Below are 23,042 nucleotides of genomic sequence, written 5' to 3'. Positions count from 1 at the left end.
GATGTTTTTTCTTACCAGGGAAGTCTGAGCAACATGGAAAGCATGAATGAGCTGTTTTACCGGGACCCCTACTGCCGCTCCTTTTCAGCTGTCGTCGTGAGCTGCACCGAGGGCAGCAAGGGCTATGAGATCGTCCTGAACGACACCGCCTTTTATCCCGAGGGAGGCGGCCAGCCTGCCGACCATGGAAAAATCGGCGATGCCGTGATCAATGACGTCCGCCGCAACGGCGATGTCATCATTCACTTTTCAGACCGCCCGCTCACGCCCGGAATGACCGTCAAGGCTGAACTGGACTGGCCGCGCCGCTTTGACAACATGCAGAACCACACGGGGGAGCATATGTTCTCTGGACTGGTTCACCGCCGCTTCAAATACGACAACGTCGGATTCCATATGGACCAGGACGTCATCACAGTGGATTTCAACGGCCCCATCGGCGAAGAGGATCTGCGGCAGCTTGAAAAGGAAACCAACGAGGCCATAGCGGCCGGAATCAGCGTTCAAACGCTCTTTCCCGGTCCGGAAGCGCTTTCGCAAATGGACTACAGGAGCAAAAAGGAGCTGAAGGGCCGGGTCCGCATCGTGGACATTCCGGGAGTTGACCGCTGCGCCTGCTGCGGCACGCATGTCAGGAACACCAGCGAAGTCGGAATCTTCAAGATCCTCGGAGCCATGAAGCATCGCGGCGGCACCCGGGTCGAATTTGTCTGCGGGGCCAGAGCCCTGCACGACTATACGCTCAAAGTCGAGCAGGCCCGCCAGGTCTCCCAGCTTCTTTCCGTGAAACCCAACGCCACGGCTGCGGGCGTTGCCAAGGTGCTGAAGGAAGTGCAGGAACGCGATGAGAGGATTGCGGCCCTCAATGAGCGCTATTTCCGCCTCAAGGCTGACACACTGCGGGCAGAGGGCCCTCTGCTTGTGGATGTGGAGGAAGGGCTGTCCCCGCTTGAGTGCAGGAAATTCTGCGGCCTTCTTGCCGAAAGCTTCAAGGCAGGCGCCGTCGCGGTGCTTTCCCCCTCCGGTCCCCAGTCCGAAGGCCCCGCCTTCAACTACGTGATCCACAGCGATGACCCGAAGCTGCGGGACGTGAGCAAAACTCTCAACCAGCGGCTCAACGGCCGCGGCGGCGGCAGCGGCGGTTTCGTTCAGGGCTCCTACCGGGCGAGCGAACAGGTCATTCGAACTGCACTCTCGGAAGCCTTCAGGGCCTCATGAGCCTTGACGCCTTCGGATAGACTATCGAGGTTGTGGTTGTAGTAGCTGCTTTCACCAACGCTAACTTTAATAAGGATCCCAGCATGACAAACAGCAAGTATGCAGGCACCAAGACTGAAAAAAACCTTCTAGAGGCTTTTGCGGGTGAATCTCAAGCTCGGAACAAATACACCTATTTTGCTTCCGTGGCCAAAAAGGCCGGCTATGAGCAGATTGCCGCGCTTTTCCAAAAAACCGCGGATAACGAAATGGCTCACGCCAAGCTCTGGTTCAGGGAGCTCGGCGGCCTCGGCGACACGGCCGAGAACCTGAAATCCGCGGCCGAAGGCGAAAACTACGAGTGGACTGATATGTACGAGCGGATGGCGCGCGACGCTGATGAAGAAGGGTTCCCGGAACTGGCCGCCCGCTTCCGCGGCGTCGCAGCCATCGAGAAAAACCACGAAGAGCGTTACCGCAAGCTGCTCAAAAACGTTGAAGAGAAAAAAGTTTTTGAAAAAAGCGGCGTCACCGTCTGGGAGTGCCGCAACTGCGGCCACATTGTGATCGGGACGAAGGCTCCGGAAGTCTGCCCCGTCTGCACGCACCCCCGCAGTTTCTTCGAAGTGAGAAAAGAGAACTACTGAGCGGCTGAGTCATAACAGACTGAACGCTCCTCCCGCAGAAACCCCGTCAAAAAGGTTTCTGCGGGATTTTTTCTGCCCCTGGCAGGCTTTCAACGAGAGGAAGAGCCGCGCAGGCCTCCCGCTTCGCTGTCAAAGGCCTGCCGATCCTGCCCACAGCGGGAGCGGTTGCTTTTTTGCCCAAAAAGGATGCCAGTCTGGCAAAGCCACCGCTTAAACAGGCGGTCTCACCTCCCATGGCCCGCCAGCAGGCCCGCCTGCGCCTGCGGTTCCATTCACCCAGGGACGGCTTTAAACACAGCCCGGCAGCCTCTCGTTCCCGGCATAGCCATGAAAAATCCCCGACTATGTTTCCAAAATCGGGGATTACAGAACAAGGTAGCTTAAAAGCGCCCCTGCAGCGACGCTGCAGGCTGACCGTCAGCGCCGGTCAAAGCGCCTGGCTGAAACCGCGAGAAGGACAGCCGCACCAAGCACGGACTTTGTCACAGCGCCGACAATAAAGGGAGTCACTCCAAGAGCCATCCCTTTTTCCAGACCGACAAGCGCTGCCAGCCAGAGGCCGCCAAAAGCAAGGACGAAAAGATTGCCCGCCAGCATCGCTGCAAAGCCTTTAATAAAGCGGCTGCCGTCCCAACCGCGGGAAACCAGCCAGCCGGTCAGCATGGCAGCCAGCGGGAAAGACAGCAGGTACCCGCCCGTCGGGCCGAAAAAGCGAGCGATTCCGCCCGCCGCTCCGGGAGCGAACACCGGCAAACCCAGCGCACCCTGCAGCAGCCAGCAAACCACGGTCAGCCCTCCAAGCCTCCATCCAAAGAGCGCGCCAATCACCATCACGGCAAAAGTCTGCATGGTCATCGGCACCGGAACCATGGGCACCGTAATGTAGGAGCCCGCAGTCAAAAGCAGGGATCCAAACAAAACAGCCACACCCTTGGTGAGCGCATTCTGAGACTCGAGCCAGCGCGTCGAGGCAAGCTTGCTATGATCCATTCTCTATTTTCTCCACCGGATATGCGAAGCGGCCCAAAGCGAGTCTGCGGCAATGCAAAGACGCCGCCGGACCACAAAAAATAAATTCTACATAAGCCCCTGCTCACAGCCGCAAGGAAGCCGGAAAACGCAGGGTCCGGGCACAAAAGGCGTTTCGTTTTCCGAACGCCCGGCCCTCGCCGCTTTGCGGGAACGGGGCGCTCAGAATGTTTTCATTCTTTGAAGATCGGCAGTTCCTTCATGAGCTCCGTGAACTTCTCGGACTGGAAGAGCTCGTACTCCATCAAATCGAAACCGACTATGTCCGTTTCTTTCAGAATCTCCTTGAACAGGACCTTCAGCTTGTCCACGTCGCTCTGAACTTCCTCGGAGATATTGCGCAGATTCTCCTCCCTCAGAATACCGGAGCGAAGGTCTGCGGCGCCGACCGAATCCAGGTCAACATGCACCGACAGGTGGCGCAGGCCAAGGCTGCGGATCCAGTCGGCAATCTTCCTGCTGTCAGCCTCCAGGGCTTCAGAACCGGCCATGGAGATGCCCTGGTGCTGGAACTCGCGGCGATCTCCCGGCGGAATTTCATCGGCCTGCCGGCAGACGTAAAGAATCCGCTCGCGATCCATGGGCTTGTGAATCAGCCCCGAAAGCTCCTCGCAGCCGCCCGTTAAGGCGTTCGTCACGATGACCCGTTTGCGCCAGAAGCGCTCGGGCGTAATGTGCTCCTGATGGAGGTCCAGCCAGAGCAGGCCAAGATCCTGATACTGCTCGTGCAGATAGTCGGTCGAACACAGGGTGACCGTTCCGTCCGTTGAGAAGGTAATGACGCGGGCCGGCTTCTTCTCATCCAGGATCCGCCGGGTGGCCGTATAGAATCCGCGGAAATCCATCTCCGTAAGCAGGTTCGAGGCCTGCGCGGACATCAGGTCCGTGCTGTGATGACCAAGCATCGACTCCGGCAAAGGCACTTCGACTGATTCCGACTGATCGCACTGAGGCGCGATCGTGGCAAGCAGCCTGGGGACAAAGCCGGAGCTGGAGCTGGCGCCGTTCTGCCAGTCCGGGAAAATCAAACGTAGCGTCTTGTTATTGAGAGTCATTCGAGGGCCCTTTCTGCGACCGTAAAAGGTGTCATCCAGATACCGCTAATCATATACTAACGCAGGGCGAAGCCGTACCTCAGGACGGCAGCCCCTCATGCTCCAGGTGCTCTTCACCCCACCGCTTGAGCTCCAGAAGAATGGGAATCATGCTGCCGGCGCTCGCAGTAAGACTGTATTCAACCCTAACCGGCATTTCATCAAACTGATGCCGTTCAACCAGACCGTCGCGCTCCATCTCGCGCAGGCTGTGGGCGAGCATCGTATTCGTAATGCCGTAAACGCGGCGGCGAAGCTCTCCGTAACGGACAGTCCCCTCGGCGTAAATGACGCATAGGATCAGGATTTTCCATTTTCCGCCGATTAGATCCAGAACCCTCTTGAGGCCGCAGCCTTCTCCCGCCATGTTCTCGCATGGTGATATGTGTCTGCCCATTTCGTCTCCAGTTTAATTTTTCTGACCAAGTAAATATATTCTTAATACTTGATATAAATTTTAAACCATATACAATAAAAATATCAAAAGTGATCTTTCACTAGGGAAAAAACATGGAATATAAATTTGATAAAGACAACTTCCAGTCTGAAGCTCTGGACAGCAGCATTCCTGTTCTGGTGGACTTCTATGCGGACTGGTGCGGTCCCTGCCAGTTCATGATGCCGACCGTTAAGGATCTGGCCGATCAGTACGAGGGACGGATTAAAGTCGGCAAAGTCAACGTAGACGAACAGCCGGAGCTTGCAAGCCAGTTCAACGTGAGAAGCATCCCTTTCTTCGCGCTTATCAAGGACGGGAAAATGGTCGACAGCGTGCTGGGAGCCATCGCCCCTGAGGTTCTCAAGGGAAAAGTGGACGCACTGCTGAGCTCAAAGGGCTAAGCGCAGCCGCGGCCTTCGGTTCAACCGCCGCAGCCTGAGGCAGAAAAAAACCGTGCGGGAGGATCCCTGCACGGCAAAACCGATGAACCGGAGGAGAAAACAGATTACAAAATGGGCATGCTCCTGGATGCTGCAGGCACCTCCAGGAGCATGCCCTACCCCGGAGGCAGCGTACAACTGTCAGGCCCTGCGGCAGACATGCGAGCGTTCGTTGTAGATTCCTTCTACATAAACGTTCTGGTTTTTGTCAACGCTCACAATGCCCAGCACGTTGCGGGGAAGCGGCCGCTCCACCATGCCCTGATTCACAACGTAGTGAATGCCGTTGCGGGCGGAATAATACCCGCGGTGGTAGTGACCGGAAATGACCGCCAGCACGCGTCCGCTCTTTTCGAGCATTTCAACCACTGACTTGGCATCCCGGATGATGAAATCATCCGGCAGATTCGGATTCACATCCCAATAATTCAGCAGCTGATGGGTGAAGACGATCACCGGCTCCTTTCCACTGGAAAGCTCTTTGCTCAGCCATGCTCTTTCCGCATCCGGGATGACGGCAACCTTCCAGTTCAGGTTCCCACTAGAGTAATGCTCGCCGCGGGCGTTGTTGTAGCAGGCGTCAAGAACGATGTACTTCACTCCGCCGGAGATGAAGCTGTAGTAGGACTTCCCGTTGGCGGGACCGTGGTTAACCACATTGCTTAAAAAGTCCTGGTAGCTGATCTTGTCAAAGTCATGGTTGCCGCAGACATGGTAGCGGGGGCCGTTAAACCGGCTGAAGGCCGACTCGACCGTCTGCAGATAGCGCAGGGTCCCTTCCCGGTCGCCATCGTCGTTGCAGTCCTTGAAGTCCCCCAGCTCGATCGCGAAGTCCAGATCGCTTACGTTAAAGAGATCCGTGGCCTGGCGCAGCTTGACCAGAGAATCGCGGTAAACACGAATGGAGTCCTCGCTCGGGATCCTGCGCACGGGAGCGACGCAGTAATGGATATCCGTCACGAACCCGAAACGCGAGACGATTTCGGTTCTCGGGGGAAGCTGAATCGCCCCAGAAGTGACCGTTTTGGCAAAAAGGGGCCCTGCGGCGGGCGCGATCAGGGCGCCCAGAGCAGACTGGATAAACAGACGACGTTTCATTTTTCTCTCTAACGGCCTTCCCTGGTTTTCGCTGAGCCGGTTCTGGAAGGCCTTCCAAACCAGCGGCTTTTCACTTGAGCCACATGTTAGAGAGAGGGTGTTACAGCCTCGTAAAGCTTTAATGACAAAGCAATGACGGGGACGCGGACCGTCCAAATTCTATATGCAGTGAGAAACGGCTTCAGGGGTTCCTCCGCGGCCTTAACTGCCTTTTAAGCAGCCAGCCTGTGCAAAGACCCAGAGCGCTGACGGCGATGGCTGAGGCATACGTCAGGGCGTAACCGCCCTCCCGCGACGTCAGGTATAGCAGCGCCGGCCCTGCGAAACTCGCGGCGCAGCAGGCCAGATTCATGAATCCATAGTTTCTGGACAGCTCCCGGACCCCGAATACATCCGCCACAAAGCTGGGATAGATCGCATTGACGGAGCCGTAGGTAACGCCCAGACCGATGCAACCCAGAGCAAAAAGCGCGACCTGCCCCTGCGAAGAGAAAAGCATGGCCGTCAGCCCGAAGACCAAAATGACCACTGCCAGCAGCAGCGTATTGATGCGTCCCAGGAAATCAGAAAGGAGACCACCGCAGAATCTCCCGCAGGTGCTGGCCAGGGCCAGCAGCGCCACCACGAAGGAGGCCTGCATCTCCGAAATGCCCAGCTGTCTGGTGGCAATCGGAACGCAGCTGGAGAAAAGCATAAGGCTCGCCGTGCAGCTCAGCATCATGAAAATCCACATCAGCCTGAACTCCGACGTGCGGATCATGTCCTTCCAAACGACCTCGTGCCCCGAAGCGATGCTTTCCGTTCGTGCAGCAGGGCCGCCGCACAGATCCGCCCGGAGAAGAAAAGTCAAAAGCCAAATCAGACCCCCGGAGCAGACCGCAATGCCCGCCATCGTTGTCGTGATGCCGACCGCCTGCACCAGCGCCGAGGCGAGCGGCGCATAAAGCATTGAACTGAGCCCCCAGGACATCGAGGCAAGGCCGCCTGCGACCCCGTGGTGCCCGGGGAACAAGGCCACGGCTCCGGACAGCGCGCTGCAGAAAATCATGCCTGAGCCTATGCCGAAGAAAATGCCGTAAAACAGAATCAGCAGCCAGGGCCAGGGGCTGAACGCCGTACCGGCCATTCCGATAATAAACATCGCGGAGCCTGCGGCGATCCCGGCCCGAAGCCCCGCCCTGCGATGCACTGCGCCCGCCAGCATCATCCCCGCGGGAGAGCCGACAAAGGACAGGCTGAAGGCGAGCGAGAGGCTGGAGGAGGTCACCGGTCTACCGGTCAGAGCGCTCAGGTTGGCTGCAAGGGGCTCGCAGAAGACGCTCCAGGCGTACAGCGTCCCGCCCAAAAGCAAAATCAGCATGTAAAGCAGCAGCTGGCGAATTCTGGGGCCGTTTTCCTCCCGAAGGGTTCTGATCAGTTCGGACTCAGCTGTCTTCGGAGCACTGCTGCTGCGGTTTCCTGGAGATTTGGGCATTGCCTTGGGTCCTTTCCGAAGATTCTCTTCATCATGATTGCGCAGCCAGCGCTTCATAGTGCTGTCTGAGACAGGGAACAGCCTGCAGAGCTGCCGGATACTCAGGCCTTTCTCTGTGCGGAGTTGGGTGATCTTGTTGTAATACAGGAGTTGCTTCTCAGTTTGGTATTTAAACATAGTGACTCGTCTGTTTGCGAGTCAACTTTTTTCAGGACAAGACAGGTCCGTATTTTCCGGGTCCAGTAAACAGCGTGCTTCTCCTCTTCGCAGGACAGATGGTGAAGAGGCGCTCTCTCAGAACTGCTGCAAAAACGTCTATATTTCTGCTGGAGTTCATTTGTCGTTTTGCCCTGTTCGTCAATCCGGGGTGGTTCAATTTTTGAGAGTCTAGGAAAACACATGGCGGAAAAACAGACAGTCTGGGGATCGAGGCTTGGTTTTATTCTGGCCAGCGCCGGTTCCGCGGTGGGGCTTGGAGCCATTTGGAAGTTCCCCTATATGGCGGGGACCAACGGTGGTTCGGTTTTTATGCTCCCTTATATTTTTTTCACGCTGACGATCGGCGTTTCGCTGCTGCTGGCGGAATTTGCCATGGGAAGGGCGGGGCGGGCAGGACCAATGGAAAGCCTGAACCGGGTCTGCGGGCGGGGCTGGGGTATTTTCGGCGGCATAGGCGTTTTCACCGTATTTTTAATTCTGTCCTTCTATTCCTGCGTTGGCGGGTGGTGCCTGAAGTATTTGATTGACGCTTTGTCGGGACGCGGGCTGATCAGCGATGCGTCGTTGCTGGGATCGTATTTCGGAGATTTTGTTTCCAACGCACCTGAGAGCTATCTGTATCTGCTGGCCTTTCTCGGGGCCACGGCCCTGGTGGTCCTTCGGGGCATTCAGTCAGGGATAGAGCGCGTCGCGAAAATCCTGATGCCGGCGCTGTTTATCCTCATGCTTATTCTTATTGTTCGTGGCGTCACGCTTCCAGGCGGGATTGAAGGCGTCAAATATTTGTTTGCTCCCCGATGGTCAGACTTCAATGCCTCGGCGCTTTTCAATGCCATGGGCTTCTGCTTCTTTTCCCTCTCGCTCGGAGCAGGCACGATGATCACCTACGGCTCATATCTGGATCCCAAAGCCGACCTGCCTAATTCCGTAGCCTGGGTTGCCACGCTGGCGATCGCTTCGGCCATATTGGGCGGCCTGATGATTTTGCCTGCTGTTTTTGCTTTTCATCTGGACCCGACGGCCGGCCCAGGGCTGACGTTTGTAACTATGCCGGCCATTTTCGCCCAGATGCCGTTGGGTCAGTTTTTTGCGGTGTTCTTTTATATCTGCCTGTTTGTAGCAGCGCTGACGTCTTCAGTGTCCATGCTTGAAGCGTGTACGGCACTGATGACACGGCGCTTTGAGCTTTCCCGCCGGAAGTCCATTTTGATCACCCTGGTGGGGTGTGCCGTCGTCGGGCTGTGCGCTACGCTTTCTTTCGGTCCTTGGAGTGAGGTCAAGTTTTTTGGAAAGAATATCTTCGATATCTTGGATTACGTGACCAGCAATATCGGCATGCCTCTTTCGAGCTTTGGCATTGCCATAGCGGCGGCATGGGCCGGCTGGAAATCCATGAAGCAGGAGCTGCAGAGCGCCCGCCCGATGGGCAGGGGCATGCTTTTGTTCGTCCGAATCATGATCGGCATTGTCAGCCCGCTGTTTGTTCTTGCCGTCGCGGCCGGCAGTCTTTGAAGTGCGGATGCCCGGCGGCAGTCCCTGCAGACCGCTGTCTCTTGCTGACTTTCCGCACTTACAGGAGCGGAGTTCGGGAGAAAACGAACAAAAAAGCTCCCTTCCGGCCGGAAGGGAGCTGGGCTGTCTCAATCAGAGATGCTTTTTGTAGATCAGAGGCGCGTCTCTCACAATCCGTCGCGTGCTTTCGTGAATTGAGAAACACCGTTTACCGCAAGCGGGGCAGACTGCTTCGCACACAGGTTCCAAGTAGATGTGAATGCTTCCGTCCGCTTCTCGTTTCATGTCTTTGATGAAAGAACCGGGGTAGCGGAGCTGGGAGAGAAAATCGAGTTTAGGCGGCAGGGATGAATTTGTTAAACTGGACAAGAGCGGTGGCGTCGTTACATTGACAGTGTGGTGACTTCAATGATCTTAACGGCGTTCACCGCCTTTCGTTTTTGTCCTTTTTCTAGTCCCGAATTCCCTGATCCGGAAAACGCTTCAAATGGCTCGCTGCAGGCTGCTTGCGAGCGAGAGCGATATTCGATTTGAGGTAGTTCTTCCCGCTATTCCTTGAAGAACCAAGAAAAAAATTCACAACTCAATGATTTTTATTCCGCAAATTGCGAGCACACGCCCCCATTCATCTCTGAGCCTTTCAAATCCCCAGGAAGCGTTGGCGGGAGACGTCGACGGAAGCGCAAAGGCCTGGAGCTGATGCCGATCAATAAAGGCGGCGCCGAAAGCCCTCTCAAACACAGACTGAGCCTTTCGGCCGTTAAAAAGAATGCTGCGAATGCTTGAGTGAATCTGCAGGAAATCTGCGATCGGGTTGGGTGAAAGATCCTGAATGGAAGAGTCGAGGCTGCCCTCCCTGCGGCAGGAGCCAATGCTGTCCCAGAGAGCAATGCCTGAGACTTTAAGCATCTCGAGCTCTTCGTCATAGGACATGGCGCCGCACCGCGCGGCCAGAAGACTTCTCATCAAAGGCCAGAAACGGTTTCTGGGATGCGCATAGTAGTGATTCTCTGCCAGTGAGCGTGCGCTGGGCATCGATCCGAGAATCAGACAGGCAGGATTGGTCCCCGCCACCGGAGGAAACCCATAAAGAAAAGGGCTGCCGTCCCTTCTCAAATCTTTTTGCGATGTAGTCACCTGTGAGATGCCTGCAGAAAATATATGTTCCGCCGCCTTTTTATGATGCGGCGCTTTGCGCTGCGGCCGCACAGTGAAAGAGGAAGCGCGCTTCCTCAAGCGCAGAAGCCGCAGAAGTAGCCTTTCTACTACAGATTTGATCTTAATGTCTAGAATCTGATGAAGACACTTCAAATTACGGAAATTAACTCCATCATGCCCACACGCAATTTCGTTTTCCTGCTGCTTGCCGCTTTTTTCTGGGGCACCGCTTTTGTCGGTCAGGCAATCGGCGTGGGCTATGTCGCTCCCTTTACCTTCACGGCTGGCCGGTCATTAATTGGCTGCCTTTTTTTAATACCCGTCATTTTTTTCCTGGATCGATTCGAGTCACCGGTAAAAAGAGCCAGAAAACGCCAGCCCGAAGTGCGCCGCAATACCCTTATCGGCGGAATTGTCTCGGGCTGTGCGCTTTTTGCGGCAGAGAGCTTTCAGCAGTTCGGACTTGTCTACACAACCGTCGGGAAAGCCAGCTTTCTCACAGCCTTGTACATCATCATCGTCCCCGTTCTGGCCAGAATCCGCGGCATCAGGAGCTCGGGCCTGCTCTGGATCGCCGTCGCCATTGCCGTCACCGCGCTCTACTGCCTGTCCATTAAGGAGGATTTCACCATCGGTCTGGGCGAGCTGCTGTGCTTTATCTGCGCTTTCCTTTATTCTGCTCAGATCATGGCGATCGACTATTACGTGCCCAAGGCGGACGCAGTCGAAATGTCATGGGTGATGTTCTTAACGGGCGGCGTGCTTGGCCTGATCTTCACCTCTATCTTCGAGCAAGGCACTACGCTTCAGGCCGTCATGCTTGCACTGCCCGCTATGCTGTACGTCGGCATTTTCTCCAACGGACTCGCTTACACCTGTCAGGTGATCGGCCAAAAAGGCGCCAATCCTGCCATCGCCTCTCTGACCATGAGCCTTGAGTCCGTCATTGGCGCCCTCTCGGGATGGATCATTCTCGGCCAAACCCTGTCAGCCCGGGAAATCATAGGCTGTGTACTGATGGGAATAGCCATCGTAATCGTCCAGATTCCACAGCGGAGGGTATAGCCAAAAGAGCAGGCCGTGCCGCATAAGGAAGCAACAATGACCTTGATGGGACACCGTGCAACAAATCTGCTCAACCCCTCTGAGTGGGTGAAGTTCTGTCGCAGCCACGCCTGCGACTTTTCAGCCGGACTTTCGCTTATAGGCCTTTTGATTCCGGAAGCCGTGGCCTACGCGGGCATCGCAGGCCTGCCTCCGTCTGCTGGCCTCATTGCTCTCATCTGCGGGCTCCTCATCTACACAGCGGTGGGCTCGTGCCGAACGGCGGTCGTTTCGGCCACGTCATCCTCCGCGATGGTGCTCGCCGCAACGGTGTCAAGCCTGCTCGCCACCCACCAACAGGCCCATCCCGAAACCCTTGCTGCCGTACTGGTCATGATGACGGGGTTCTGGTTCATCCTCGCCCGGCTCCTGGGCTTCGGACGGGCAAGCAGCTTCATTGCCAAGCCCGTCCTGCGCGGCGTGACGATGGGGCTTGCCTTCACTATCACGCTGATGCAGCTGCCGAAACTGTTCGGCCTGCACGCGACAGGATCCGGCCTCTGGGGCAGGCTTCTTGACACTATTTCTCACATTCATGAGGTTTCACCATCAGCCGCCGCCCTTGGCCTTGGTTCTCTTGCAGTCCTCCTGCTGTGGAGATGGCAGCGTCTGCCCGGCAGCCTCATCGTCGTAGCCGCTGCCGTGCTCCTGTCCTATTTCGTCCCGCTTGAAACGCTGGGCATCGAGCTCGTGGGCCCCTTCAGCCTTGAAAGAACCGCGATCTCCTTTCAAACACTGGCAGGGGCCGACTGGATCGGCACAATTCAAATGAGCGCCGCTCTGTGCCTGATGGTCTACGCCGAATCCTACTCAAGCATCCATGCCGCAGCAGAACGAAGCGGGCAGCAGACGGTGCCCAACAGGGACATCGTTGCGATCGGCCTGTCCAACATGGCCTCAGGATTTTTCGGCGGTCTCGCAGTGGGCGCCGGTTTTTCAGCCACCAGCCTCAACATTGACTCCGGCGCCCGGAGTCGGGTATCGAATTTTTTCGCCCTTGCGGTGCTTTTCCTCGCCCTCGCCTTTCTGATGCCGCAGATCAGCAGAATCCCTGAGCCTGTCCTGGCTGCTGTCGTCATCAAGGCAGTGAGCGGCGGATTATCACCCGAGCCCATACGGCCGTACTTTGAATGGAAAAGGGACCGCCTGCTTGTAATCGCCTCCTTCTGCTCGGTAACGATTCTCGGCGTTTTGAACGGACTTCTCATTTCGGTCGTCCTCTCCGTCGCCCTGATCCTCATACGGGTATCGCAACCGCATGTGTCGGTGATGCAAAAACTTCCAGGCTCCCACAGCTTTGTGAATACGAAGCTGTTTCCTGACACAGTCCCCATCCCCGGGGTGCTTGTCCTGCGGATGGACCAGCCGCTCGTCTTTGCCAATGCCGAGGAAAGCTTCAAAAAAGCAAGAGTCCTCCTTACCGAGCAGCTCCGCAGACAGCCGGTCAAAGAGATCGTCGTAAGCATGGAGGAAGCCGCAGACTTGGACGGAACCTGCGTGGAGGAAGTGCTTAAATTCGCTCAGTTCGTAAAAAAAGCGGGCTGCACGCTCACGCTGTGCCGCATGCACCGAAGAGCCAGGGAGGTTCTTGTAGGCGCGGCCAATCCGATTCTTTCGCCGGACCGCCTGTCCTATCTTTCCGTAGACCGGGCAGTGAAAGAAGCCCAGGAAAGAATCCTGTTTGAGAGCAGGGCGCCGGAGTCGTTCTCCGGGAAGAACTCAGAGGGCCAGAAACTGCTCTAATACGCAGCGGATGTCTTCTGAGGAGCAGCCGTTTTCTCCACCGCAGACTTCCAACGAAACTTTATCCGACGAACTGTGCAGGCCCGCCGCCCAGTTGACGCAAAGGGCAAGGAGTGCATAAGGGACGTCCAGCTCCCGGGCGACTGCGGCCTCGGTCGCCGCCGTCATGCCGACCATGGCCCCTCCGAGCGCTCTGATCACCCGAATCTCGGCAGCGGTCTCGAGCCTCGGACCCTGGCTGCACCAATAGACTCCGCCCTCCAGAAGACGAGAAACGCGGGCGCGGCGGCAGGCCAGAATGAGCCTGCGGCGCAGTTCCTCGTCAAAAGGCCTGGTGAAATCGACATGACGGACTCCGGTCTTCGCACTGCTGTAGATAGTCGATTCCCGCCCCCATGTGCGGTCGACCAGGTCATCAGGCACGCAAAGGGCCCCTGGGGGAAGGGCCTCATTGATTCCACCTACCGTAGCAAGGCCAATAACTGCCTCCGCTCCTGCCTTCTTCAAAGCCCAAAGGTTGGCTGCATATGGAACGGCATGCGGCGGAAAGCGGTGTCCAAGCCCGTGCCTCAGCAGCAGAAGAACCCTCCGGCCCGAGATTTCGGCCTCACGAACGGGCGATGAGGGGAGGCCGTAAGGCGTCTCGCCGAAAAAGGCCTCCGAACTCGCTTTTTCCAGCCAACCGTCGGAAAAGCTGGAACCTCCGATAATCCCTACAGCTGCCCGACTGTCTGCCGCCATATTTCTTCTCCCCCCACCTAAAAGAGCTCCTGCTGAGAGCCGGGACCGCCGGAGGCTTCCCCCGCCGCCGAAGGGGCGCTGCCGGAAAGCATCCGGCGAAGCTCTGCCTCGTCTATCACCGGTATTCCCAGAGCCCTTGCCTTTTCAAGCTTGGATCCGGCCGCCTCGCCGGCCACCACATAACTCGTCTTTTTGGATACGGAGCCGGAAACCCTGCCGCCTGCAGCGAGGATGAGATCCGAAGCTTCATCACGCGACAGCGTCGGCAGGGTTCCTGTAAGAACAAAAGTCCTGCCTGCGACTTCGGAGGCCGCAGTCGGGGCGGTCTCCGAAACTGTCGGCCAGTGCACTCCGGCGGCCAGAAGCTTTTCAAGCACCTCCCGATTGCGAGGCTCGGCGAAAAACCCGGTGATCGACTCGGCTATCACCTCGCCCACATCGCTGACCTCGAGGCAGTCATCAACCGTGGCGTTCTCCAGCCTGCCCAGAGTCCCAAAATGAGAGGCAAGATCACGGGCCGTCGCCTCGCCCACGTGCCGGATGCCCAGCGCGAATATAAACCGCCCGAGCGTTGTCGTCTTCGATTTTTCAATTGAAGCGAGAATGTTGGCTGCTGACTTCTCCCCCATCCGAGGAACGGCAAGAAGGTCCTTTTCAGTCAGCGCGTAAAGATCTGCCGGCGTTTTGACCCGTCCCAGATCCGTCAGCGCATCGACGAGCTTTTCGCCCATGCCGTCGATTCCCATCGCCCTGCGGCTCGCGAAGTGCAGTATCGAAAGCCTCACCTGAGCCGGACAGAACAGACCGCCCGTGCAACGGGTATCCTTTTCCTCCTCATCCCTGATGACTGCCGAGCCGCAGACCGGACAGAAGCGCGGCATCTGGAAGGGGCGGGCGTCCTGCGGGCGCTTTTCGGGAAGCACCCGCACAATTTCCGGAATCACATCCCCTGCTCTTCTAACGGCCACGGTGTCGCCGATCATCAGTCCGAGATCGCGGATGAAATCTTCGTTGTGCAGCGTTGCGTTCGACACCGTCGCTCCGCCCACAAATACCGGCTCGAGCCGGGCGACCGGGGTGAGCCGCCCGGTGCGCCCCACCTGAACGTCGATCGCCGTCACCCGCGTGAGAGCCTCCTCGGGCGGGTACTTGTGCGCACAGGCCCAGCGAGGCTCCCGCGCGATGAACCCCAGCAGCTTCTGCAACCGCAGGCTGTTGACCTTATAGACGACGCCGTCGATCCCGAAAGGCAGCGTCTTGCGAATCTCAAGCACGTGCTGATGAAACGCCTCGAGCTGCTCGGGCGAGCGGCAGATGCGCCTTTCGTGAGCCACCGGAAAGCCCATGGACTCCAGACGGCGCAGCAGCCCGTCCTGAGTTTCGGCAAACGGCCCCTGCTCCTCAGAAACCTCTCCCAGGCTGTAAGCGTAAAAATGCAGCCGGCGTTTCGCCGTGATTGAGGGATCGAGCTGCCTCAGGCAGCCAGCGGCAGCGTTTCGCGCATTGACGAAAACTTTGCCCCCCTCCTGCTTCTGCCTGCGATTGAGCGCTTCGAAATCCGCCGTATGCATGATCGCCTCGCCGCGGACCTCAAGAATTTTCGGACAGGGGCCGCTGATGCGAAGCGGAATGGTTCGTATGGTCCTCGCGTTGGCCGTCACATCCTCGCCGGTGATTCCGTCGCCGCGCGTAGCGGCCGACACGAGCAGGCCATTCTCATAACGCAGATTGATCGCGAGTCCGTCAAACTTGAGTTCCGCCACATACTCGACCGGCGGATCCTTATCCGTAAGCCCGAGAGCGCTTCTCACCCGGTCATCGAAAGCTTTTGCGCCTGCGGCGGAAAAATCCGTTTCCGTCCTGATCGAGAGCATGGGGACGCGGTGAACCACCTTCGCCATGTCAGAGCGAGCGGCTCCGCCCACCCGGAGGGTCGGCGAAGCAGGGCTTGCGAGTTGCGGATACTGGGCTTCAAGCTGCTGGAGCCTCCGGAAGGCTTGGTCGTAAATTGCGTCCGACACGCTTGGGTTGTCATCGACGTAGTACTCCCGGTTCCAGCGCTCAATGTCAGCCTCGAGCGAGCGCATCTCCTGTGCAGCCGCCTCGGAAAGAGGCCCCAGAACAACACCGCTCTCCGCCCTGTTCGGACTGTTATCTTCAGGCATACCTGTCCCTGTCCCGTTAGAAAAAAAATACAGCCGCGCCCTGTGCCGGGACGGCCGCTCACCGTTCATTGTCTCATTACTGACGGGATTAATGAAGACCTGCTAGTCTTTTCTTGGCAGGCAGCCGCCGCAGCCCGCCTACAATGGAACGAACTTCAATCAAAAGCATGCAAAAGATGTTCCAAAAGCTCGACTATCGGGAAAAATTCCGGATCATGGATCGGGAGGCTGCCGCAACGCTCGCCCTGGCAGTGATCATCATGGCCTTCTTCTGGCTCGCCGTTTTTCTGCTTAAGGACAGCGCTGAGACGCTTCTGGCCATGCCGCTGTGGTTCACGGTCTCATGCATCGGCGGATACCTTCTTTCCATCGCGGGAGTCATTTTCTTGGTCAGGCGCTTCTTCAAGGATTTTGACCTGGGAGAGGAGCTGGAGACCCAGAAGGAGCCCCGATCATGACGCCGCACGACGAAGTGCTCGTACCGGTCATGGTCTTTCTGGCGCTCCTTCTCGTCATCGGGCTTTATGCAGGACGGAGCCTCGGGCGTTCGGGAGACTTCGACCGGGATTACTTCATTGCCAACCGAAGCCTGGGGGGCGTGGTCCTCGCCATGACGCTCGTTGCGACCTACGGGTCCGTGAGCTCCTTTGTCTCCGGCCCGGGGCTAGCCTGGAAACTGGGGTTTGGATGGGTCGTTTTCGCTGCCCCGCAGATCATCACCGGATTCCTGCTGCTCGGGACCGTAGGCAAGAAGCTGGCGGTGATCGCCCGTCGGACCGGGTCGCTCACCGTCATTGACATCCTCCAGGCCCGTTACGGCAGCAGGGCGCTTTCCGTGCTCCTTGCCCTGGTCATGATCGTCTTCTTCACCGCCATGGTTGTCGGTCAGTTCATGGGCGGAGCGCAGATTTTCGCCGCCATTACCGGACTCGACTACAAGCTGGGACTGCTGCTTTTTGCGGCCGTCACCGTGATCTACACCTCCTCGGGCTTTCGCGCCGTCGTGCTCACCGATGCGGTTTGCGCAGTGCTGATGCTCACCGGCATGGCCACGCTGGGCTGGACGATCATCACAAGCGGCGGAGGAATGGAGGGGATCATGTCGACTCTGTCTTCTGCCGGCATCGGCGAATCCGGCCGAAGCAGCTTCCTCACCCCCGATGCGGGTGGAGCGCTGCCCTACACCCTGCTCTTCTCCTCATGGCTTCTTGTGGGGTTCTGCACCGTGGGGCTGCCTCAGTCGCTGGTCAGATGCCTGAGCTACCGGACCACCGCAGATCTGTCGCGGGCGATGGTCGTCGCCACCGTGATTTGCGGCGCGCTCATGATCGGCATGACGCTTCTTGGGGTGCTCTCACGCGGCACCATCCTTGAAAAGCCGGCCGCCGGCACGGATGCAGTGATCCCGCTCCTCATTGTGAACCACATGGACCCGCTGCTCGCCGGAATAACGATCATAGGGCCGCTCGCCGCCACCATGAGCACCGTGAGCTCGCTACTGATCGCCGCGTCTTCAGCGGTTGCGCGCGACCTCTGGCGTCAGGTCTTCCCTGCAAGGCCAGACAGCGCAGAAAACAGCAGAAAGTCTCACCGGGTCGTGAGCATCACGGTCACGCTGGCGCTGGGTGCAGTCTCCGTCCTCCTCGCTCTTTACCCTCAAACCATCGTCGTGTGGGTCAACCTTTTTGCCTTCGGCGGACTTGAAAGCGCTTTTCTCTGGCCCGTGGTTCTGGGGCTTTTCTGGCCGCGCATGAATGCCCGGGGCGCCCTAGCCGGTTCACTGGCAGGGCTGGGACTCTACACGGTCCTGATGATCTGCGGCGTGAATCTCTGGGGGTTTCACAACATTGTCTTCGGGGTGCTCGCGGGACTCGTGTTTTCAATCCTGGGGGCTGTGACGGGCCCGAAGGTGGACCTGGCCGTAATGAAAACCTTCTTCCCGCACCGGCTCTAGGCGCAGGGACGGCGCTCCGGGCGTCCAGGCCGCAGGGGCAACGGGAGCCCGGCAGGAGCTAAGACAGAATTTGGGGTGCCCCGCAGCGCGGGGCCGCCCCTTTTAGGAAAAGAGGCGCTTTGCTCGGCGCGTGCCGGCGTCAAGCCCCTGCTTCGCCATCGCGGCATAAAAGAACTGCAGCTGCCGGGAGATCTCCACAATCTGAGGAACCGACAGAGTCCGGCCCGATGCATCGGTAATCTGGCCGCTTAGCCGGGCCGCCGCATCGTTAGCTACGCCGAACAGGGCCCCGAGCGGATTGCAGGAAGGCGTGCACAGCGCAGGCATGAGCTCAAACACAACCATATTGGGCACCTGCGGATGAGGCAGCATCCGCAGCCATGGCGCGCCGCTGTCGCGGTCGCGCTTTTCAACGCTTTTGCCGCGGATGTCGAATCCGCAGCCGCGCGCGATATCCATCGCCATCTGCTGCGAGACGGGCAACGGCCCCTTCACGCCAATCGACAGTCTCATGCTGTAGCGGTCAATCAGCGCCTTCACTGACTTCGCCTGCGCCACAATGCTCGGGACGTCGACCACATCAGCGTCGGCGTCCAGCGTCCCCACCGCCTGGTTCACGGCCGCCGCGAAGTTCCCGGCGGCAAGCTCATCGACCCGGCCGCGGCGGGTCGCGAGCTGCAGTGCGATGATCATGTCCGTGTAGGTGTTGCTGCCGCGCTGGATGGGCCCCCAGAGCTTGGTGAACTGGTTCTTCACCTGGATGCGGAGCGGCACGCCGAAGTCCTGACTCCTAAGCGGCTGACTTGCAAGAAGCGCCTGATTGGAGCTGAACGGGACCTTGCAGCTGAGCCGCACGACGACCTCTGTCATCTGGTCGATGTCAGGCTGCTCGGTCAGGCTCTCTTCGCCCAAGGCCGCAGGCTCCGGCTGGCGGAGCTCGGCCGGAGAGTCGGCTCCCGCCTTGGGCTCGTCGCGCTTCACCCCGGGCTCAGTCTGCCGGGCCCCCGCATCCTGCTGTCCGGCGTCAGGCTTAAGGCTTGACAATTCCACTTTCGGATCAACATGTTCGAAAGGAGTGCCCTGGCGGCTGCCGTCCGTGCGGCTTTTGCGCCCAATGCAATAATAAGTGACAGCGGCGACGGCAAGAATGATCAGCACGACCGCCAGCAGCATTTCTGTACTCATATTTCCAGCATTTCCTGTACCGGTCCTCACAAGCGGTGCCGGCGACAGCGCCCTCGCCTGCCGGGCGCGTGAATTGACATGGCCCCATTGTATTGACAGTTTTCGCGCTGAACAACACCGGCGTGTGAATTCTAAGGACTTTTGACGGCCCTGCCGCCCCGGCGCCCGCTTACTCAGACAGGAAGAGGCTGCGAAGAGTAACGGACCGCCTCGCTGATGTCAACAGACACAACCCGGGACACCCCGGGCTCGCGCATGGTGACGCCGATCAGCTGCCGGGCGTACTCCATCGTAATCCGGTGATGGGTGATCGCGACGAACTGGGTCGCCTCGCTCATGGACTCCACGAGTTTCGCGAGCCGCGCCTGATTGGCCTCGTCAAGAGGCGCATCGACCTCATCGAGAAGGCAGAAGGGAGCCGGATTGAGCCGAAACATCGCAAAGATGAGCGCCGTGGCCGTGAGCGCCTGCTCGCCTCCGGACAAGAGCTTGACCGAGGCATTGCGCTTTCCGGGTGGCTGCGCCCTGATCTCGATGCCGCATTCGAGCACCTCTTCGCCCACCATTTCAAGCGAGGCCTCGCCGCCGCTGAAGATGCGGCGGAAAATGTCGGAAAAATTGGAATTGACCGCGTCGAAGGTGCTTTTCAGAACGCCCCGGGTCTCTGCATCGATCTTTCGAATGGCCCCCTCAAGAGTCTCCACTGCGCTCTGCAGGTCGGCAGCCTGGGCATCGGTTTCAGAAAGAGCGCGGCGGGCCGCCTCAAGGTTTTCAAGAGCCGCGTGGTTGACGGGGCCGAGCTGCTCAATCTCATGCTCAAGCTTTGTTGCCTCGCGGCGGGCCGCAGCGGGCTTCCAGCCGCCTTCCTGGGCGGCTGCGAGCAGCTCCGCGCGGTCCGCCCTGCGCTGCTCGATCTGGGTAGCCAGGACCGAGAGCTCGTTTTCAAGGCTCCCCTGCCGAACCTTCATCTCGCCCACCCTCTCGAGCTTCGGACGCTCGGCCAGCGACAGCCTGCTTCGCTCGGCATCCAGCCCCGCGACCTTTTCGGCCGCCGCGGAGACAATCCGTTCGGCTTCGCGCAGCGAGGCCTCGGCCGCGTCATGGGCCTGAAGTTGTTCGCGCACGCCCTCGCTGCCCGCCGTTTCGTCGAGCTCCTCGAGCAGAGCCCGCGATTCCTCGATTGCCGCCGTGAACTCAGCCTCTTCAGACTGCGCCCTCAAAGCAGCCGTGCGGGCGTCGCGGGCCCGCTCCGCAGCGTGGCGCGCATCGGTCTGGAGCAACTTCAAGCGGGTCTCGCAGTCGCGCAGCGCACCCTCCTCACCCTGCAGCCTCGACTGAGCAGCCTCGGCGGCCATCTCTGCGTCCTGATGCTCCTGAGACACCTTCGAGAGCGCCTGGTCAAGCTCCTCGAACTGCGCCTCCGAAGCCTCGGACTGAGCCTCTATCTCCTCGAGCCGCTCCCTGGCCCGGGAGCTCTCCGCCTCGATGGAGGAAGCGCGCCTGGACCATGCCTCGAAGGAAGCCTGCATTTCACTCAGCCTCAGGGCTGCGGCCTGCTGTTCGCGCCGCGAAGACTCAAGCGCGGCGGCCGCGTCGCGGGACCGAGCGAGGGCGGCCTCCCGGCGGCTCTCGGCCTGCACGACGCCCTCGAGCAGAGCCTGATAGGCCTTCGACTCGCTGTCGCGCTGCTGCTCGAGCCTTGAGAGTTCGCCCGCGCGCTCCAGAAACCCGGAGGCGGGGCTCTCGGAGGCCCAAAAGAGGACACAGCCGGCCGACACCGTGTGCCCTTCCTTCGTGATGAAGGAGGCCTGAGGTTCAGACTGAGAAAGGCGCAGCGCCTCCCCAAGGGAGGGGGCGATGCGGAATCTGGCGAGCCAGACGCGCACAAGAGCGGCGCTCTGAGGCCTCACGGAGAGCACCTTCTGGGCGAGGCTACCCTGCTCGTCCAAGGACTGCCGCAGGGCTTCGCCCTGCCGCACGTCGACCAGCGCAAACCTGGCCGGCGGAGGATCCGCCGCAAGCGAAACCGCCCTTGCGAGCGAGCCCGCTTCGAGTGAGGTCATTCTCGCCGAGAGCGCCGCTTCCACTGCCCGCTCCCAGCCCTCCTCGACCCGGATGCCGGAAACAAGCGTCGGAAGCCCCTCGAGGCCGTGACTGCGGATCCAGTCGGGAAGGCGGCCTTCGGCAAGGGCCTTCTGCTGCACCTCGCGCAGTGCGCTCGAACGGGCCTGCAGCCGGGCCAAGGCCTCCGAGGAACGGTTCTTCTGCTCGAGCCTGCCGCGGCAGTCCTCCTCGGCTGCGGTAAGTTCCTCGCGGGCCTGCTCGCTGCGCTGCCCGCATTCCTCTAACGAGGCAGAGCACTCTTCGGCGTACTCGCGGGCCTGCTCAAGCTCGGACTCTTTCGGTGCGGCCGAGTCCGATTTCTCCTGTCCCAGCCTCCCCAGCCGGTCTTCAAGCATGGCCTTTTCCCGCCCGAGGGCCTGCTGCGTGAAATTGAGCTCCGTGAGCCTGGACTGCGCTTCCTTCTCCGACTGGGCGAGCGCCCGTTCCCTTGCTTTTGCCTGCTCGAAGGCATCGCGCTCTTCTTCCAGCGCCTGCGCCCGCTCTTCCTTCTCCGCCTCACATTCAGCGATCCCGGAGGTGAGGCGCCGGGACTCCTCTTCAAAACCCTGGGCCTTCGCCGAGGAATCGGAAGCGCCGCGGCTCGCGCGCTCGAGCTTTTCGCCGTCGCTGCGAACGCGCTCCTCGAGCATCTTCTTTTTTTCAACCAGTGCGGCCAGCGCGCTCTGCCTGCGCGCCAGCTCGAGCTCGTTTGCTTTGAGCGCCTCGCGCTTCAAGGCTTCCTGCGACCTGGCCTCTTCGAGACCGGCCTGGGCCTGGGCCGCCTGTTTCTCAAGCGAAGCCATCGCCGTGCGGCCCGACTCGATCTCGGCCATGGCCTCTGCAATGTCCGCTGCCGTCCGGTCCCGGGCATCCCGGATGTCGCGTTCCTGCAGCACGAGCCACATCCCGGCAAAGCGTTCCCGGCGCTGCGTGAGGCTGCGCCATTTCTGCGCGGTCTGCGCCTCGGCCGAGAGCCGCTCGATGTCAGCGCGCCGGACCTGCTGCAGATCGGAGACGCGCTCGAGATTCGTCCTGGTGAGGGAGAGCCTCCCCTCGGCTTCGCGCCGCCGCTCCTTGTAGCGGGAAACTCCCGCCGCTTCCTCAAAATAAACCCGCAGCTCCTCGGGCCGCGCCTTCACAAAGCTGCTCACCATGCCCTGGCTGATGATCGCATAGGAGCGGGGCCCGAGCCCGGTGCCCATGAAGATGTCCTGCACGTCGCGCCGGCGGACCGCCTGCCCGTTGATGAAGTAGGCGCTTGCCGCATCCCGCGTGAGGGTCCTTCGGATCGAGACCTCGGAGTATGCGCCCCAGGGGCCGGAAAGCGTTCCGTCGGAGTTGTCGAGCACCATCTCCACCGATGCCCTGCCCGCGGGCGCACGGCCTGCCGACCCTGCGAAAATGAGCTCCGTCATCGAGCTGGTCGCCCGCAGCTCCCCGGCACGTCCCTCCCCCATCACCCAGCGCACGGCGTCAATCACATTGCTCTTGCCGCATCCGTTCGGACCCACGATGCCCACAAAGCCGCTCGGAAATTCAATCACGGTCGGATCGGCGAAGCTTTTGAAGCCTGAAATTTTGACCTGGCGAAGATGCATATGGATGAAAAGAAAGCCCTGCCGCCCGGATCTGCGCCTTTGGGGCGCTTTTCCCGGCATGGGGACGGTGAACGGAGCGCGCAGACCACTATAATAGTTCGATTCTGCAGGCCGTCCGCACCTGCCTGCGTCCCGCCTGCGG

18 protein-coding genes are annotated in these 23,042 nt (G+C 59.5%); 8 read left to right on the top strand and 10 right to left on the bottom strand.

The genetic code is table 11. From position 1 onward, the window contains the following. Positions 1-33 precede the first annotated feature (33 nt). Positions 34-1,218 carry an alanyl-tRNA editing protein gene (locus MAF45_RS05870; protein WP_237978626.1) on the top strand — a complete coding sequence of 395 codons (1,185 nt, stop codon included), beginning with the start codon at positions 34-36 and terminating at the stop codon, positions 1,216-1,218. A gap of 83 nt (positions 1,219-1,301) precedes the next feature. Continuing rightward, complete coding sequence (rbr, locus tag MAF45_RS05865; RefSeq protein WP_237978625.1) at positions 1,302-1,844, top strand: rubrerythrin; 543 nt, start codon at positions 1,302-1,304, stop codon at positions 1,842-1,844. Positions 1,845-2,261: 417 nt separating this feature from the next. On the opposite strand, the gene MAF45_RS05860 is transcribed toward rbr, so the two are convergent. The 3 genes from MAF45_RS05860 to MAF45_RS05850 all read right to left on the bottom strand — a co-directional run bounded on the left by MAF45_RS05860 (position 2,262) and on the right by MAF45_RS05850 (position 4,364). After that, positions 2,262-2,834, bottom strand: a complete 573-nt coding sequence (locus MAF45_RS05860) for a biotin transporter BioY (protein ID WP_237978624.1) — start codon at positions 2,832-2,834, stop codon at positions 2,262-2,264. Between the two features lie 212 nt (positions 2,835-3,046). Then, positions 3,047-3,928 carry an arginase family protein gene (locus MAF45_RS05855; protein WP_237978623.1) on the bottom strand — a complete coding sequence of 294 codons (882 nt, stop codon included), beginning with the start codon at positions 3,926-3,928 and terminating at the stop codon, positions 3,047-3,049. A gap of 79 nt (positions 3,929-4,007) precedes the next feature. Next, a complete protein-coding gene (locus MAF45_RS05850; protein ID WP_237978622.1) occupies positions 4,008-4,364 on the bottom strand; it encodes a winged helix-turn-helix transcriptional regulator in 357 nt (118 codons plus the stop codon). Between the two features lie 113 nt (positions 4,365-4,477). On the opposite strand from MAF45_RS05850, the gene trxA reads away from it, so the two are divergent. After that, positions 4,478-4,807, top strand: coding sequence for a thioredoxin (gene trxA, locus MAF45_RS05845; RefSeq protein ID WP_237978621.1), 330 nt, complete (start codon positions 4,478-4,480; stop codon positions 4,805-4,807). Positions 4,808-4,987: 180 nt separating this feature from the next. On the opposite strand, the gene MAF45_RS05840 is transcribed toward trxA, so the two are convergent. Next, complete coding sequence (locus MAF45_RS05840) at positions 4,988-5,944, bottom strand: metallophosphoesterase (protein WP_237978620.1); 957 nt, start codon at positions 5,942-5,944, stop codon at positions 4,988-4,990. Between the two features lie 181 nt (positions 5,945-6,125). Next, on the bottom strand, positions 6,126-7,418 hold the full coding sequence (locus MAF45_RS05835; protein WP_237978619.1) for an MFS transporter: 1,293 nt from the start codon (positions 7,416-7,418) through the stop codon (positions 6,126-6,128). Between the two features lie 399 nt (positions 7,419-7,817). On the opposite strand from MAF45_RS05835, the gene MAF45_RS05830 reads away from it, so the two are divergent. Further along, the gene (locus MAF45_RS05830; protein ID WP_237978618.1) at positions 7,818-9,149 is read left to right on the top strand and encodes a sodium-dependent transporter; all 1,332 of its coding nucleotides are present in this window, start codon (positions 7,818-7,820) and stop codon (positions 9,147-9,149) included. Positions 9,150-9,725: 576 nt separating this feature from the next. On the opposite strand, the gene MAF45_RS05825 is transcribed toward MAF45_RS05830, so the two are convergent. Further along, positions 9,726-10,385, bottom strand: coding sequence for a DNA-deoxyinosine glycosylase (locus tag MAF45_RS05825; protein ID WP_237978617.1), 660 nt, complete (start codon positions 10,383-10,385; stop codon positions 9,726-9,728). 96 nt (positions 10,386-10,481) lie between these two features. On the opposite strand from MAF45_RS05825, the gene MAF45_RS05820 reads away from it, so the two are divergent. Both MAF45_RS05820 and MAF45_RS05815 read left to right on the top strand, forming a co-directional pair. After that, positions 10,482-11,372, top strand: a complete 891-nt coding sequence (locus MAF45_RS05820; RefSeq protein ID WP_237978616.1) for a DMT family transporter — start codon at positions 10,482-10,484, stop codon at positions 11,370-11,372. A 36-nt stretch (positions 11,373-11,408) separates the two neighbouring features. Beyond that, positions 11,409-13,154, top strand: a complete 1,746-nt coding sequence (locus MAF45_RS05815; RefSeq protein WP_237978615.1) for a SulP family inorganic anion transporter — start codon at positions 11,409-11,411, stop codon at positions 13,152-13,154. Here MAF45_RS05815 and MAF45_RS05810 read toward each other — a convergent pair. Together MAF45_RS05810 and ligA are read right to left on the bottom strand one after the other, a co-directional pair. Beyond that, entirely contained in the window at positions 13,131-13,895 is a 765-nt protein-coding gene (locus tag MAF45_RS05810; RefSeq protein WP_237978614.1) for an S-methyl-5'-thioinosine phosphorylase, read from the bottom strand. The genes MAF45_RS05815 and MAF45_RS05810 overlap by 24 nt on opposite strands. A 17-nt stretch (positions 13,896-13,912) precedes the next feature. Further along, positions 13,913-16,060, bottom strand: a complete 2,148-nt coding sequence (ligA, locus tag MAF45_RS05805; RefSeq protein WP_370659310.1) for an NAD-dependent DNA ligase LigA — start codon at positions 16,058-16,060, stop codon at positions 13,913-13,915. 143 nt (positions 16,061-16,203) lie between these two features. Here ligA and MAF45_RS05800 point away from each other — a divergent pair, with 143 nt between their 5' ends. Both MAF45_RS05800 and panF read left to right on the top strand, forming a co-directional pair. Continuing rightward, positions 16,204-16,518, top strand: coding sequence for a YhdT family protein (locus tag MAF45_RS05800; protein WP_237978613.1), 315 nt, complete (start codon positions 16,204-16,206; stop codon positions 16,516-16,518). Continuing rightward, the gene (gene panF / locus MAF45_RS05795) at positions 16,515-18,014 is read left to right on the top strand and encodes a sodium/pantothenate symporter (protein WP_237978612.1); all 1,500 of its coding nucleotides are present in this window, start codon (positions 16,515-16,517) and stop codon (positions 18,012-18,014) included. The genes MAF45_RS05800 and panF overlap by 4 nt, the downstream gene beginning before the upstream one ends. A gap of 102 nt (positions 18,015-18,116) precedes the next feature. Here the strand turns inward: panF and MAF45_RS05790 are convergent, their stop codons facing one another. Together MAF45_RS05790 and smc are read right to left on the bottom strand one after the other, a co-directional pair. Then, entirely contained in the window at positions 18,117-19,199 is a 1,083-nt protein-coding gene (locus MAF45_RS05790; protein WP_237978611.1) for a hypothetical protein, read from the bottom strand. Positions 19,200-19,372: 173 nt separating this feature from the next. Next, a complete protein-coding gene (smc, locus tag MAF45_RS05785; RefSeq protein ID WP_237978610.1) occupies positions 19,373-22,900 on the bottom strand; it encodes a chromosome segregation protein SMC in 3,528 nt (1,175 codons plus the stop codon). Positions 22,901-23,042: the final 142 nt, after the last annotated feature.

The organism is Mesosutterella porci, assembly GCF_022134585.1.
In the GTDB taxonomy this organism is placed as follows: Bacteria; Pseudomonadota; Gammaproteobacteria; order Burkholderiales; family Burkholderiaceae_F; genus Mesosutterella; species Mesosutterella porci.
This window is presented reverse-complemented; position numbering and strand designations above follow the sequence as displayed.

Bases quoted from the DNA above. Each gene is read 5' to 3' on its own strand.
- MAF45_RS05870 (WP_237978626.1), top strand. From the start codon at position 34: ATGGAAAGCATGAATGAGCTGTTTTACCGGGACCCCTACTGCCGCTCC.
- rbr (WP_237978625.1), top strand. From the start codon at position 1,302: ATGACAAACAGCAAGTATGCAGGCACCAAGACTGAAAAAAACCTTCTA.
- MAF45_RS05860 (WP_237978624.1), bottom strand. From the start codon at position 2,834: ATGGATCATAGCAAGCTTGCCTCGACGCGCTGGCTCGAGTCTCAGAAT.
- MAF45_RS05855 (WP_237978623.1), bottom strand. From the start codon at position 3,928: ATGACTCTCAATAACAAGACGCTACGTTTGATTTTCCCGGACTGGCAG.
- MAF45_RS05850 (WP_237978622.1), bottom strand. From the start codon at position 4,364: ATGGGCAGACACATATCACCATGCGAGAACATGGCGGGAGAAGGCTGC.
- trxA (WP_237978621.1), top strand. From the start codon at position 4,478: ATGGAATATAAATTTGATAAAGACAACTTCCAGTCTGAAGCTCTGGAC.
- MAF45_RS05840 (WP_237978620.1), bottom strand. From the start codon at position 5,944: ATGAAACGTCGTCTGTTTATCCAGTCTGCTCTGGGCGCCCTGATCGCG.
- MAF45_RS05835 (WP_237978619.1), bottom strand. From the start codon at position 7,418: ATGCCCAAATCTCCAGGAAACCGCAGCAGCAGTGCTCCGAAGACAGCT.
- MAF45_RS05830 (WP_237978618.1), top strand. From the start codon at position 7,818: ATGGCGGAAAAACAGACAGTCTGGGGATCGAGGCTTGGTTTTATTCTG.
- MAF45_RS05820 (WP_237978616.1), top strand. From the start codon at position 10,482: ATGCCCACACGCAATTTCGTTTTCCTGCTGCTTGCCGCTTTTTTCTGG.
- MAF45_RS05815 (WP_237978615.1), top strand. From the start codon at position 11,409: ATGACCTTGATGGGACACCGTGCAACAAATCTGCTCAACCCCTCTGAG.
- MAF45_RS05810 (WP_237978614.1), bottom strand. From the start codon at position 13,895: ATGGCGGCAGACAGTCGGGCAGCTGTAGGGATTATCGGAGGTTCCAGC.
- ligA (WP_370659310.1), bottom strand. From the start codon at position 16,060: ATGCCTGAAGATAACAGTCCGAACAGGGCGGAGAGCGGTGTTGTTCTG.
- MAF45_RS05800 (WP_237978613.1), top strand. From the start codon at position 16,204: ATGGAACGAACTTCAATCAAAAGCATGCAAAAGATGTTCCAAAAGCTC.
- panF (WP_237978612.1), top strand. From the start codon at position 16,515: ATGACGCCGCACGACGAAGTGCTCGTACCGGTCATGGTCTTTCTGGCG.
- MAF45_RS05790 (WP_237978611.1), bottom strand. From the start codon at position 19,199: ATGAGTACAGAAATGCTGCTGGCGGTCGTGCTGATCATTCTTGCCGTC.
- smc (WP_237978610.1), bottom strand. From the start codon at position 22,900: ATGCATCTTCGCCAGGTCAAAATTTCAGGCTTCAAAAGCTTCGCCGAT.